Origin of the sequence: Pseudobacter ginsenosidimutans, assembly GCF_007970185.1 — a bacterium.
GTDB lineage: Bacteria > Bacteroidota > Bacteroidia > Chitinophagales > Chitinophagaceae > Pseudobacter > Pseudobacter ginsenosidimutans.
Genome location: NZ_CP042431.1, coordinates 3745927 through 3760409, shown reverse-complemented (window position 1 = coordinate 3760409; position 14483 = coordinate 3745927). Strand labels below are relative to the sequence as shown.

Below are 14483 nucleotides of genomic sequence, written 5' to 3'. Positions count from 1 at the left end.
AGGAAGGGAAAAAATTAAATAAATATCCAACAAAAGAACAGGCTGACGGAATAACCAGCCTTTTTTGCATATTCCCGGATAGATTTCAGGCTGGCGACCAATGTATTTTTTACAGTATTGGGAGAAATATTCAACCGTTCAGCAATTTCCGGAATCGACAATCCTTCCTCCCTGCTCAATCTGTATATTTTCTGTTGAGCCGGAGTAAGCTGTAAGATCCCGGTCCTGATGATCCGCTCAAGATCTTTCAGCGATACAGTTTCTGTTATTGAATTGTCTGCCTGGGGACTTCTCTTTTCCAATTCAGTCATAACACGAACTCCAATGGCGGACCGGCGTATATAGTTAACGCAAACGTAGGATGTAATTCTTAATATATATGTGTGCGGATATTCTACCTCAGCTAATCTTTCCCTTTGCAACCAAAGGCGGGCAAAAGTGTCCTGAATAACTTCCTTTACCAATTCTTCATCCTTTGTCATGCTTTTGATCAATGGGATTAAGCGGGGAACATACAAGCGGTACAGCGTGGCAAACGCCTGTTCATCTCCATTGGCAATCGGTTGCAGGAGATTAGGATGTCCATATAATGGGTTAGTTGCCAAATTGCTAAGGTACAAGTGACAAATGCAATCTATATAAAAAAAATAAAGTGCGCAGGATTTTAGAAAACACAACAGCCCGCAAAAGCGGGCTGTTTCATATTTATGAGTTCACATTATTTCTTATTTATCTTGTAAGTCTCACTTTCCCCGCCATTCCCGATCGTTTTCAGAATATAAGTACCAGCCGGTAATCCGGACATATCAATTTTCATTGAACTTGCTGATCGAACAGGTACAGCCCTGATAAATTGTCCATGTACATTGAAGAGCTGAAGTCCCGTTAATTGTTTCAAGCCAGAAACAAATAATTCTGAACTAACAGGGTTTGGATAGAAGGAAAGTTTCTCCGCATCGATGGTCAGTTGCTTCACATTACTATACTCAGATTTACCATCAAGGTCTGTTTGTTTTAACCGGTAGAAATTGATTCCGTTAAATGGAGAATGATCGGTATAGTTATACTCCAGTTTTGCATGACTGTTTCCATTCAAAGCCTTGCTTTTTACAGAAGTCACAAAGCTCCATTCTTTTCCGCTGGCGCTTCGCTCCACTTCAAAACCCAGGTTATTTTGTTCTGAAACCGTTGCCCAGTTGAGCAATACAGCATTCCCTTTCTTAGTGGCTGTAAAATTTTCCAGGGTTACTGGAAGCGTTGAAGTGGCGGAAAAATTATCAAATACGTAGTAGGCTCCATGGCCGGCTGCCAAACTTGTACCACCCGGCCTGAACTGTCCTACAGTCATGAATTGTTCTCCACCCACCGCAGTATATTGCAGGGTCACCATTACCCAGGCATTGCGTGACGCCGATCCATAAACAGCGGTATTGGATTTAGGGATCAAAGACCTGCCGCTGCCAAAATCATTTTTAATAGAATTGTACCTCGGAGATGTATTACCTACAGTATTGGCTGCTGCCGGTGCAACAGTAGAAAATACCAAACCGATAAAACCCTGCTCAGCATCTGGCAGGTCTTCATAAATAAAGTTCCCTGGCGTAGGAAAACTTGCAGGCGATGCACCATGGATATGTGCGGTATAAAAGGTAAAAGTATAGGTTACACCAGCCTGCAATGGTGCCGACAATTGACTTGTAAAATATTCCTTGTAGTCAGTGAAAGTATTATTCAGCTCCATATACACGCCCGCAAAGCCTGACCCGCTCTGGGCAACAATTTTATCAGTCATTTGAAAACCGCAGGTCTTGAAATAATCAGGCGACCCGGCAAAACCTCCAAGCGACACTAACCAATTAGAAACATTATTAATGAATCTTGAATGCTGAGAGGGGCAAGAGGTGGATGATTCAAAATCGGGATTGGGAATCAACTGGGCATTTGCATTGAACCCGGTAAGAAAAGTAAGCACTACAATCTTGATGGTAAGTTGTGGTAAAGTTTTATTCATATTCAGTTATTAAATGCGTATACAGATCCCTGGTAGTATATGGTAAACCACAGGTATTAATACCATCCATCAGATGATGGATACATCACAATAAAAATCAGGGAATAAAAAATGGACAGTACAGGGTTAATGCTCTACTCAGATCGGGGATGGTAAAACTCTATCATTTTAATTGTCCGGTCAAAAAGTCCAGTATAAGTTCCATATACCAATAGTACTTCTAATAAGCACCCATTGAAAAAGTTATAATGGAAAAATGTACTACCTTCCTGTTCATTCCTGAAAACAATAACCATGCGTACCAAATCTTTGACCATCACAGTTTCTCCGGCCATAGGAAAAGTTTCTGCCATCAGCAGCATTCCTGAAAAAGCAAAGGCAGTGATTACCCTTGCTCATGGAGCAGGCGCGGGTATGGAACATATCTTCATGGAAACCCTTGCAGCTGGTCTCGCCGGAGCAGGTATCATAACAGTTCGTTTCAATTTTCCATTTTCAGAACAAAAGAAAAAAAGACCGGACTCTCCTGCTGTTGCACACCAAACCATCGAAGCGGCTATCAACAAAGCGCTTGCCTTGTTTCCCGGGCTCCCGCTTTTTGCAGCAGGCAAATCATTTGGAGGAAGGATGTCTTCACAGTATTTGTCGGCCAATCCGCGGAAGGATGTAAATGGACTTATCTTCTACGGTTTCCCCCTGCATCAGCCAGGCAAACCTTCCATCGAAAGGGCGGAGCATTTGAAAGCAGTAAAACAGCCAATGTTGTTTTTACAGGGAACGAAGGATACTTTAGCTGATATCGTTATGATGGAGGAGGTATGCAAATCACTGAAGAAAGCCACACTCATAAAATTCGAAGGAGCCGACCATTCCTTTAAGGCCGGAAAAAAAGAGATCATACCCTTGCTGGTGGAAGCCACTCAAAAATGGGTGGAAAAGAAATCCAAATAAGCAGGTCGGTCCGGGCAACATGAATAGTTGTAACTTTAAGGTATGAAACGTTCCGGGTCCGCAGATCTCCCCCTGCATTATGGACATGTGCCGAAGTGGCTGGCAGATAGAATGGCAAAACTGGGACTGGCCATTACTGAATCCATTCTTACAGAATACAGTAAAGAAGAGATGCTTCGCAGGCTTTCCGATCCTTTCTGGTTCCAGAGTTTTGGAGCAGTACTGGGAATGGACTGGCATTCGTCCGGCATTACTACTTCCGTGCTGGGCGCATTGAAAAGAGCCATTAATCCACATTCAAAACAACTGGGTATTTATATCTGCGGCGGAAAAGGAAATCATTCAAGGGCTACCCCCGCCGAACTGCTGCGCATTGCAGCTCAGACGGGCATTGACGGACAGTCCCTGGTGCGCTGCAGCAAGCTGAGTGCAAAAGTGGACAATACCGCCATTCAGGATGGCTTTCAACTTTACCTGCATCATTTTATTGTGAGCGATAATGGCCACTGGACCGTTGTGCAACAGGGCATGGACACCAATAGCAGTATGGCCAGACGATACCATTGGCATTCCGGTTCCCTCCGTTCATTTGTAGAAGAGCCTCATACAGGCGTATGCGGCATCAACCAGGGCCCGATTCTTAACTTAACCGCTTCTGAAGCTGATATTACCCGCAACAGTATCATGGGGCTTGTTGCTGAAGATCCCGGCAGGATGTTGAACGAGGTACAGAAACTATTGCTTCCACGCCATCATGAGGTACGCGCAGAAGATGTCAACCTCAAAAGACTGGGCTCCGTTCTTTGGCTCTCGCAGGAACAACAACCTGCGGACTTTGAAGAGCTGTTACTGTTGCAAGGCGTTGGCCCAAGAACATTGCAGTCGCTCACATTGGTTAGCGAAGTGATCCACGGAACACCATCCCGCTTCAAAGACCCCGCCCGCTTTTCGTTTGCACATGGAGGAAAGGATGGTCACCCCTTCCCTGTTCCGGTGAATGTATACGATGAAACCATCAATGTATTAAAGACCGCTGTTGAAAAAGCGAAACTGGGTCATACCGATAAAACGGCCGCTATCAAAAGTCTTCATGAGATCGCAGCAAAGGCTGAAAGTAATTTTGTTCCCAATGCCAACTTCGATGAGCTGATCGAAAAAGAGAGGAACGATTCCTGGAAATATGGCGGCAGGACTGTATATGGAAAATCCAACCCGCCGCCTTCAAAAGGGAATTCGGATCAGTTAAGCCTGTTCTGATCCGGCAATCCGCCGCAATTGACCTGTTTATTGTCTCAACCACACCTGTAGAATATCAGCGCCGGCCATTAATTTTGAAAAAAAACTTATGGCAAAGACCGATTTCAAAAACGTGGATGAATATCAAAAAGGATTCCCTGCAGACATAAAGGAAAGACTTGAATCTGTCCGGCAGCTTATCAGGGAAACTGCTCCTGATGCCGAAGAGATCATCAGCTATCAGATCCCTGCCTATAAATATCATGGATACCTGATCTATTACTCAGGATACAAAGGTCATATCTCCTTATCATCTCCTTGGAGCAAGGAATTCCTGGAAACATTCAAAAGCGATCTGGCAAAATATAAGGTCAGTACTTCAGCCATCCAGCTTCCAAATGATCAGCCTTTACCAACAGCTTTCATAAAGAAAATAGTGAAATTCAGGATGAAAGAGAACAAGGAAAAAGAAAACCTGAAAGCGGTAGCAACAAAGAAGAAAACTAAAAAATAGGAAAGGGGATCTTTAAGGAACCGCTAAAAGTATTTCTCGAACATCAGCCCATAGGTCAACAGTAAATTCTCTGTTGATGTGATATTCTGCCGGTTATAGTTAAACGCAGTTGTGAGATTAAACCATTTGTACAGATTGAAAGAAACTGTAGTATTTAATTTCAGGATATAATCTTTGGAGTCGGATAATGAAGGCTGGAAAAAGTTGGATCCCTCCACCCTGATCATTTCTTTAATAACGAAACGGTATTTCAGTCGCAGTGAATTACGGACTGCCTGATAACTGCTTCGCCCGTGTATATCAGGAATACTGAGGTCAGTGGTCTCCACCAGGAATCCGTCGCTTAGCTCCAGATTGGATTTGCTGTTTTTCACAAAAACATATCCTACACCGGCTCCTGCCTGAAAACGGCTATCCACTTTTAGCGAATAACTTTTTTCAAAACCCGCCAGTCCCCAGTAATAGAACTTTTGAACGCTCTTTAAGAAATCGACGTTCAAAATACTCAGCAGATCATCATTGGTTTTGTTGGTTGGATTGCGGCCATACACATAGCTGACCAAACTATTCAAAGACAGTTTCTTCTTATCTACCTGGAACCGAAAGGCATTATTGAGCAGGTAAGTGGTGCCTGTACTGGTCTTGTTCATATTTCCGGTGCCGGAAAAATTGATATAGTGATCAACCGAATCACTGAACTGCGCATAACTGGTAAACTGTATTGTGCACAGGCTCATTATCACCATGAATGCACTCTTCACTATTTGGATCATGGCCAAATATAAAGTAAGTTCTGAATTTGGCACAAGCCTGCAGATCCGATCAACACCTGAAACCAATACAGGGCCCGTTGTTACGAGCCCTGCACGGGTTTAAAAGTTATGTTATAAAAATCTGTTTACAATTCTCCTTTTTCCATTTGCGCTAAAGTCTGGGACCATGCCTCGATCACCTGTTCCATTCCTTTTTCCTTTTCCATTTCTGTGATGGCTTTTTTCATAGTAACAATCGCATCGGCTTTCTTACCGGCTTTCAGGAGTGCTCCACTATGGATCGACAAGTTTTGCGGGGATCCATTTTCAGCAAGGGCCGCTATACTCCAGTTCAATGCCGCCTGGTGCATTTCCGGATTGTTCATGAACAAGGTCATTTGAACATAGCCGAAAACTTCAACGGGGTATAATTGCTTTTCATATTTTTTCAGGTAGGCATCCATGAGATTACGGAACTCATCATAATCCTGAATTTGTAAATGGTAATGCAGTTTCAGCATCTCCATCATCCGCTCTGCCCTGTCTGGCATCACAGATCTGATCCTTTGTTCGATGGCCGCATAATCAGGTTTTGAATTATCCGCCATGAAATTGAATGCACCCGCTTCCATGAGAATGATCTTTGCCACTTTCAATTCAGCCACTCCTTTGCCCACCACGGCGTCCACTTTTTCAGCATTGTCCCTGAAAATAGCAAAACCTTTATCGGCACTCCTGCCCGTAATTTCATCCACAAACATCAGGTGATCCTTTGTGAACAGATCTTTGGTGGCATCGAGATAAGCATTGGTGAGAATCGGAGCATTCACGCCGTCATTGTTCTTTGTTGCTTTTTTTGCCAGCTTTCTCAGTGAATCGGGATGATTGCCTGCCGCTTTGATCTCAGCTTCCATTTGTGTAAAATATTGGGTGGAAGGGTCGAATGCCTTTCCGGATATTTCAATGAATTGCTTCGGATCGGAGGTGGTTCCAACAAACAAATGCACCAGCTTGCCTTCAGGAGAGAAATAAAAGAAATTGGGAACGGCCATCACACCATATTCTTTGGCAATAGCTGCTGCGTCTTCGTACCAGCTCTTTATTTCTTCATTGTCTTTGGCGGTTTTGTCCATTTGCACTTTTACATTGATGAATTTCTGATTGAATACATCTCCTACTTCTTTCTTTGTAAAAATGCTATCGCTCATCAATTTGCAGGGAGCGCACCAGGTAGCATAGCAGTCCATGAAGATATACCTGTTTTCCTTTTTCGCTTTTTCCTTTATCTGTTGCCAGCTAAGGCCTTTCTCGAATCTGATCCCATCTCCCTGCGACCACACGATACCAGGCAAGAGCGCTGCCAGCAGGCAGGTTATTGTCAGTTTGTTCCTGAATTTCATTTTTGTTGTTTTTGAATGTTTAAAAAGCCGGATCAGTCTTCCATCATTTCAAGAATACCTTCATTCCTGATGATCATCATACCTTGTCTGTCTTCCGTGATCCCTTCTTTCAACCTGTACGTATACCTTGGTATCGCGCCTTCCATAATGGTTGGCATGAATGCGAACCGGATATTTCTCTTGTCTTTCAACGCCTCACCTACTTCGATGATATGGGTACTTACGATGAACAGGCAGTCCGTATAATCTGCAAAGGACCTGGTGATGGCCAATGTTCCATCGAAAGCATCTTTCACATTGGTGCCTTTGAAAAGCTCATCGAACATCAGCAGCAGGCGTTTACCACTTGCCGCCGCTTCTGCGGCCTGCTTCACGCGCACCACTTCTGCATAGAAATGACTATAACCGAGCCCGATATTATCGCTCACATTGATACTTGAATACAATCCCTGTCTGACGGAAAACTGCATTTGATCTGCTGCTACAGGAAATCCCATATGCGCGAGATACAGTCCAATACCGATGGATTTCATCAGGGTGGATTTACCAGCCATATTGGCGCCGGTCAGGAACAATACATTACTCTGCCGGTCCATTTGCAGTTTGTTGCCGATGGCTTTGTCTATACAGGGATGACGAAGGTTTTCCGCCTGCAGCATATTCTTCTCAGACGCCAGTGCCTGCGCATAACTGAATCCTTTGCTTTTAGACACGCCACTAACGGCAATGTACACATCCAGTTCGTCGATGAAAGCCAGCACAGCTGCCATGCCTGCATTCAATTCCGTTTTCAGCAGGTGCTCATAGTAAGCAAGCGTTTTCAGGGGAAGCGACTGGTAAATATCCATTTCCCGAAGCCGCTGTATTTTTTTATCCGCCAGGATCTTCCTGATCTGATCCACCTTTGCTTCATACACAAATGGTGGTTGTATAGTATCGATGAAATGGTGGCATCTCTGCAATACGCCGATAGTGGCCTGCAGCCCCTGTATACTTTTCCGGTAGCGTTCATCGCGCGTGAGGCCGGATAAGATCTTTTTCATGAAAGTCTGCGCCAGCACCAGCGCTGCGCTGCCGGCGCCTGCCGCATCCACATACTCCCGCATCTGGGTCAGTTGCTGCGGATCGAATGGAAAAGCGTAGCCTGCTTTCTCGAAGTACTGAAATATGCTGCTGCGCTCATTGATAGCGGATGCTTCTATAAGCGGATGGCGGAACATCTGGTCCAGCAATCGTTCTCCGCTATTGGTCTTTACCTTATTGAAAAGCGCATACACGGAACCGGTACGGAACTTCCCCGTCAGATTCAGTTCTTCCAGCGTTTGTTTGTCTATTGAAAAAATCATAGTGCTCAAAATTTGTTATGCTGTGGCCAGTCGCTCGCCTCCCGGCGAGTGACTTTTATTTAGTCGCCTCCGGGGACGCGGTGTTCGCCGGAGGCGAACAAATATTCCTCACTCGCCGGAGGCGAGCGAGTGCTCCCCGAGTAAATGCTTTTTTCCCTTTTCCAGTATTTCCAGAATACCCTCATTGCGGATGATGATCATACCATGCCGGTCGTCTGTGATCCCTTTTTCAAGCCGGTAGGTATATTCAGGTATATTTCCGTTCATCCGCGTAGGGAGATAGAGGAAACCGATATTGTTCAGTTGTTTCAACTGATCTCCTGCTTCTATGATATGGGAGGAAATGATGAACATACTATTCCTCTTTTTTGCATAAGCGAGGGCTACAGCCACAGAAGCTTCGTGCGCGTCCTTTACATTGGTACCGCGGAACAGTTCATCGAATACTACAAATATCGATCTGCCCTTGCTCAGCTCGGCAGCCACCTGTTTCACCCTCAACACTTCCGCATAGAAATGGCTGGCGCCGATGCCCAAATTGTCAGGCAGATTGATGGTGGTATAAATACCATCCATAACCGAAAACTCCATCCGCTTCGCAGCCACCGGGAATCCCATATGCGCCACATACATGGCCACACTCACGGAGCGCAGGAAAGTAGACTTACCGGCCATATTGGCGCCGGTAAGGAAGATCAGGTTCTGGCTTTCCTGCATATGCACATCATTCGCCACGGCAGATCTCAATTCAGGATGGTAAACACCTTCCAGTAAAAGCTCCACTCTTTTCGCTGCGTGGGCTTTCGGGAACACGAACCCCCTTTCCACGGCAACCGCCGCAACAGACAGAAGCACATCCAGATAATAGATATGCTGCAGCAGCCTGTTCACTTTTGCATGTTCACGATTGCGAAAGAGCACATCATAAGCGGCTACTGCAGCATAGGCCAGTCGTGATTTCCCGCTCTCCCTCAGCACGGGCTCAAAAGCAGCATCGTTGAGAATAGCGGCTATACTTTCCCTTTCGGCGGAATAAGCTGCAAGTCCCGTTACTGAAGAAGAATCGATAAAAGATCGGGTCACCTGCATCAGCTCTATCAATGCAGCAACGCCATTGGCGATCTCTTTTTCACTCAGGAGCGATTTATTATTTCCCTGCCTGTTGACCTCTTCCACACTCAGCATGTATTTTTCAGCCATATCGAACATGGAGGCGCTGAATGGAAAAGGGATCCTGTTCGCTGCAAAATGCTGCAGGATACCGCTCCTGGTATTGATCTTTTCCATATCGGACAAAGGCGCGCGGAACAATTCTTTCAGCAGGGCTTCGCCTCCGCGTGTATGTACACGGTTGTAGAGATCGCAAACACCACTGCTGTCGCGCTTCCCGAAAATGCGGAGATCATCAATCGTTTGATCGTCTGTTTGTAGGTACATGTTTTATTTTCTTTTTCTTCTGATCAGCAATACAGCGGCAAAGAGCAGCACAGCGCCAGGTAATATGTAGATGTAAATGATGCGGAATGTTTTTGCGGTATCAGGACCGAGTTTCAGCCGGTTGTCCGGTGGTGGATTCCCAGGTAAATACACAGGAAATTCACCATTGTTCAGCCAACCATAGAAGTAACTGGCATACTTGCCTACCTGCATAGATCTGATATTGCTGATAAAATCAGCATCCCCGGCCACCAATATGCGCTGATCTTTCTGGCCAACATTCCTGTGCATAGCCAGCATGGTGATGAATCCGTCTCCTTCAAAACCTGCTTTGCTGTGTTCATCCTTATTTTTCTCTTCAGAATCGGCATGAGCAGTGTGCGTTACCTGGAATGCATCTCCAAAGGTTGGCATGGAACGCTGGTCGCCTTCAGCTGCATTGAATTGTAATTTGGCCGAATCCCGCACAAATACTCCCTTCCTGATCCAGGTAATACCTCTGTCTGTAGCCAGCAAGGCTGTATTGGTGAAACCATTGGAATCCGATAACTGAATAGCAGCCGCGCCGGGCATCATCATATGTGCATGTTTTGGTTTCACCTTTTTGAATATTGCACTGGAAGGATCAGCCATCAAACTGAACATGGGGGAATTGATGGAGGGCGCCACCATATCCTGTGCTTCCTGTAGGGTTTCTGTGAGGATGATCCCATCCTGAAGCTGCACTCCTATTTGCTGCAGAACGGGATTCAGCATTTGCTGCTTACCGGGCTCGCCCATGATAAACATATTGCCGCCGCGGCGGATGTATTCACGGATCTTCAACTGGCAGGTATCACTCAATGCAGATTTCGGATCGGCCAGCACCAGCAATTGCGTATTGGCAGGAATTTCATTGTGGTCAAGCGATAAGGAATCCATATTATACCCAAAGTTCACCAGGGCATTACGTGATTCCTTCATCGCAGTATGATTACCGTATTCCCTTTCACCGAGCTTATAGATATTCCTTTCATAATGGCCGGTAATGAAAGTAACATTCGGTACTTTTTCAGGGTGCAACAACTTCTTGAACACAGCGGCAAAATTGGTTTCCTCAGGCCACATTTTGGAGTCGTTGTAAGTACGCAGGAATTCTGTTCTTCCTTTGTATTTCAGTTGCATCACCAGGGCAAGACCTTCAGGGCGCAGATCTACCTTCTTACGCATCTCTTCAGGCTTTTGAAAATAGCTTACATCGGCATCCTGGTATTCACCCATTTTCTGAATGATCTGATCTAACGACTTGCCGGGAAATCTTTTGTAGAGATGGTTTCCCATGAACGTGCTATCATGATCATAGTAATACTCGTAATTGAATTTGATATCGGGTTTGAAACGTGTATACGATTCCCAGATCCAGGAGAGGTAGAAATTGCGTGCTGCCGGCAAACCTGCATAGCCGCCTCTTCCCAGATAATTCACGTACAAGGTTACCTCCAATGGCTCGTCTCCCATTTCGCGGATCAATGCCTGTGTATTCGGATGAATGGTATTCACATTCTGTGCAGTGGTATCCCAGTAACCTGTTAGTATAGGCCTGGACGTTATATAACCGATCAGCAGGCCCGCTATCAGTACACCCAGATATCGCCCTGCCTTTACATACCAGGGTTTGGTTTCGCGCGCATCGCGCAGTTTGAAAATAGTGAACAGCATGAACATGCCAATCACTACCATGAAGTAGATCACATCCTTGGTGGTGATCAGTCCCACCAGCATTTTCTCTGTACGCCCCGGCAGGTGCAGGAAATAGGTCAGGTCCCTTACAAAATCATACTGTTGCCATACGTTGCCGATAAAGGTCAGCAGCAGGATCACCAGGAAGGTGCTGAAGGCAGATACAACCTGGTAGGTAGTGATGCTGCTCATGAATGCACCGATGGCGCCATAGGTACAGGCCAGCAGGTAAAAACCAAGCAATGCCGACACCAGCATTCCATAATCCATCGATTTCACCTGAATGGCTGCCGACACACAGAAGATTCCTACAATCAACACCAGCAGCAGGTTGAAGATCATGAAGGCTATGAATTTTCCGGTAACGATCTGCCGGATCGTTACAGGTGATGAATACAACAGCTTGATGGTTCCGTTCTGTACCTCTCTCCCGATCAGTCCCATGGTAAGCAGGGGCAGGAAGAGATACAGGTTCTGCAGCACATTGCGAAAAAAACCATCATCACCCAGGAATAGCGCTCTTGTGAAACTTGTTTTCTCAAAAAAGTCAGACTGCGGATTGTTCCTGAGTATTACATCCTGGAGGTTGGCATTCAACTCCAGGGGAGTGGAGTAATACCAGGCGCATTGCACCAGGAAGGCAATCAGCATGAACCAGGCGATGGGTGAATAAAAGAGGTTACGAAGCTCTGCTTTCGCAACTTGAATGACCATCCTCATTGATGTGAAATTTATGCAGTTACTTAATAGGTTCTATTTTCTCTTCCTTCTGACCAATACCACAATTGCCGTGATCAGCAAAATGGAAGGCAGGATCCATACAGATGCTATATGGAATATTTTCGCGGTGCGTGGTTTGATCAGGAAGAGATTATCTTTCGGCCATACGTACGGAAAGGCATATACGGGGTATGCATTCTCTGTCATCCAGGAGTAGACTGCACGATTGATCACTTCCCCATTCTTCCATCTCATATTGTTGATAAAATCCGCATCTCCGTAAATGGCGGCTTTCTGCTGCCTGTTGCCTACCTGTCTGGTCAATTGCAATACAGTTGGGAATGAACCTTTCACATCGCCATCTTCCTGGCTGTACTTTACATCGGCTGAATCCACTACCAGTTTTCCCTTCTTGATCCAGGTGCTGGTACCAACGGTGAGGAGCAGTGGCTTTTTGACGGAACCAATACTATCTGTATAAGAAATCGCAGCTACACCTGGCATCAGCATTTTCGCGGTATCCCTGAAATATTCTTCCTTCCACTTTTCACTCACTTGCCAGAGCCCTATTTCATCGGCCAATGCAGGAGCAGCACGTGTGTAATAAGGATTCACCATATCCGGCTTTTCATGCCAGGTTGGCTCCACCAGGTTACCATCCAGCATTTGCACACCAAGATCCCTGATCAGCGGGTTAAGCAATTCCTGTTTCCCGGGTTCTCCCATGAACACGATATTGCCTCCATCGTCCATATATTTTTTGATCTTTCGGTAAACAGTTTCACTGAAAGCCGTTTTTGGATCAGCTACTACCAGCGCAGTAATATTTGACGGGATCTCTTCTTTCTCAAGTGAAATGGAATCTACATCAAAACCCAGATTATACAAGCCATTGCTGAACTGCTTAGACATGAAATTATGATGTTCCCTTTCGCCTCCTCTCCAAAGACTCCTTTCCAGGTTATCGGAGGTGTATAAGATCCGTGGAATACTTTCAGGATGCGCCAGACGCTTGAAAGCCGCTGCCATATTCTCTTCTGTGGCAAAGGTGGATTCCACCTCAGAACCATTGTAAGTGCGGAGGAATTCTTTTCTTCCCTTATAAGACAACTGAATTAACAGGCGCTGTCCTTCAGGATCGAGATCGATGCTATCCCTGATTGCTGAATAAGGCTTGAATTTCTTCACATTCACATAGAAGGCCTGCGCCATTTCGCGCGCCATTTCTTCATTGTTCTTTCCGGGAAAGATCTCTGCCAACGCACCGCCATCCATACTCTTATCATAATAATAGTAATACACATATTTGAACCGGATATCGGTTTTGAATCGAAGGATCTTTTCCCAAACTTTGTTGAGGTACTCATTCCTCCACTCCGGTAATCCATATTGAGCGGCGCCGCCAAGCAGGTTCACATACAGGGTCACTTCCATCGGCCCTTCATTCAGATCGGCCACTACTTTTTTAGTATTGGGATGGATAGTATTCCGCTCTCCCGCCGTAAGGTCCCAGTACTTTGTGGTAACAGGAAGGGATAAGAAATATCCCACCGATATGGTGATCATAACAACCATCACTACGCGCAGTGTTTTTACATACCAGGGTTTGGACTCACGCAGGCTTTTCAACCTGATGAGCGTAAAGCCGAGGAACATGAATACCATCATGGCATAGTAAACGATATCTTTCGTTGCGATCAGTCCCTTCATCATCCTGCTGGTGCGGCCGGGCAGGTAGAAGAAATAAGTGATATCCCGAAGGATATCATATTTCTGCCAGAGCCCGTCGATCTTCGACAGTACAAACACGATCAGGAATGTGCCGAGTGCGGCCAGGATCTGGTAACTGGTAAGGCTGCTCACAAATAATCCTATGGCGGTATAAGCACATGCCAGAAGGAACAGACCGAGCACAGAAGAAATGAACAGACCGTAATCGGGCGACCTCATGAAGAAAAAGAAAGTGAACATGAACACACCTGCGATAGATACCAGCAGTATATTGTACACCATGATGCCCAGGAATTTTCCGCCAACGATCTGGCGGAGCTTTACAGGCGAAGAGTACAAAAGTTTGATGGTCCCCATCTGTGTTTCACGCCCCATTAATCCCATCGTCAGCAACGGTATGAACAGGTACAGATTTTCCAGCACCAGCTTGAGCACTCCATTGGGCGGCATGAAAAATGCCATCGTCAATGGAAAGGGTCCCAGGTCTTTGAAATCGGGTTTGATCTCCATATAGGCTTCCTGCATTTTCACCATCATATACAGTTGCGTGGTATACATCCAGGCGAATAAGACCAGGAAGGATATGGTCAGAAACCATGCCACAGGGGAATAGAACAGGTTTCGCAACTCTGCCTTTGCGATTTGAATTACCATCTTCATAGATTG

At 45.6% G+C, this 14483-nt stretch carries 11 protein-coding genes; 3 read left to right on the top strand and 8 right to left on the bottom strand.

Going from position 1 to position 14483, the window contains the following annotated elements; all coding sequences use genetic code 11:
• Positions 1 to 14: 14 nt before the first annotated feature.
• The gene (locus FSB84_RS15170; RefSeq protein WP_158643919.1) at positions 15 to 605 is read right to left on the bottom strand and encodes an RNA polymerase sigma factor; all 591 of its coding nucleotides are present in this window, start codon (positions 603 to 605) and stop codon (positions 15 to 17) included.
• 113 nt (positions 606 to 718) lie between these two features.
• Positions 719 to 2011 carry a T9SS type A sorting domain-containing protein gene (locus FSB84_RS15165; protein ID WP_130538787.1) on the bottom strand — a complete coding sequence of 431 codons (1293 nt, stop codon included), beginning with the start codon at positions 2009 to 2011 and terminating at the stop codon, positions 719 to 721.
• Between the two features lie 294 nt (positions 2012 to 2305).
• Between FSB84_RS15165 and FSB84_RS15160 the strand changes: the two genes are divergently transcribed.
• From FSB84_RS15160 to FSB84_RS15150, 3 genes are all read left to right on the top strand, one after another.
• A complete protein-coding gene (locus FSB84_RS15160; protein ID WP_130538786.1) occupies positions 2306 to 2962 on the top strand; it encodes an alpha/beta hydrolase family protein in 657 nt (218 codons plus the stop codon).
• 42 nt (positions 2963 to 3004) lie between these two features.
• A complete protein-coding gene (locus tag FSB84_RS15155) occupies positions 3005 to 4219 on the top strand; it encodes a DUF763 domain-containing protein (protein WP_130538785.1) in 1215 nt (404 codons plus the stop codon).
• Between the two features lie 88 nt (positions 4220 to 4307).
• A complete protein-coding gene (locus tag FSB84_RS15150) occupies positions 4308 to 4712 on the top strand; it encodes an iron chaperone (protein WP_130538784.1) in 405 nt (134 codons plus the stop codon).
• 23 nt (positions 4713 to 4735) lie between these two features.
• On the opposite strand, the gene FSB84_RS15145 is transcribed toward FSB84_RS15150, so the two are convergent.
• From FSB84_RS15145 to FSB84_RS15120, 6 genes are all read right to left on the bottom strand, one after another.
• Positions 4736 to 5485, bottom strand: a complete 750-nt coding sequence (locus FSB84_RS15145; RefSeq protein WP_130538783.1) for a DUF481 domain-containing protein — start codon at positions 5483 to 5485, stop codon at positions 4736 to 4738.
• 125 nt (positions 5486 to 5610) lie between these two features.
• Entirely contained in the window at positions 5611 to 6864 is a 1254-nt protein-coding gene (locus FSB84_RS15140; RefSeq protein ID WP_130538782.1) for a thioredoxin family protein, read from the bottom strand.
• 32 nt (positions 6865 to 6896) lie between these two features.
• Positions 6897 to 8210: a MutS-related protein gene (locus tag FSB84_RS15135; RefSeq protein ID WP_130538781.1), complete on the bottom strand. Its 1314-nt coding sequence runs from the start codon at positions 8208 to 8210 to the stop codon at positions 6897 to 6899.
• Positions 8211 to 8318: 108 nt separating this feature from the next.
• Positions 8319 to 9647, bottom strand: coding sequence for a MutS-related protein (locus tag FSB84_RS15130; protein WP_130538780.1), 1329 nt, complete (start codon positions 9645 to 9647; stop codon positions 8319 to 8321).
• Positions 9648 to 9650: 3 nt separating this feature from the next.
• Complete coding sequence (locus tag FSB84_RS15125; RefSeq protein ID WP_158643918.1) at positions 9651 to 12080, bottom strand: Gldg family protein; 2430 nt, start codon at positions 12078 to 12080, stop codon at positions 9651 to 9653.
• Between the two features lie 39 nt (positions 12081 to 12119).
• Positions 12120 to 14471: a Gldg family protein gene (locus tag FSB84_RS15120; protein WP_158643917.1), complete on the bottom strand. Its 2352-nt coding sequence runs from the start codon at positions 14469 to 14471 to the stop codon at positions 12120 to 12122.
• Positions 14472 to 14483: the final 12 nt, after the last annotated feature.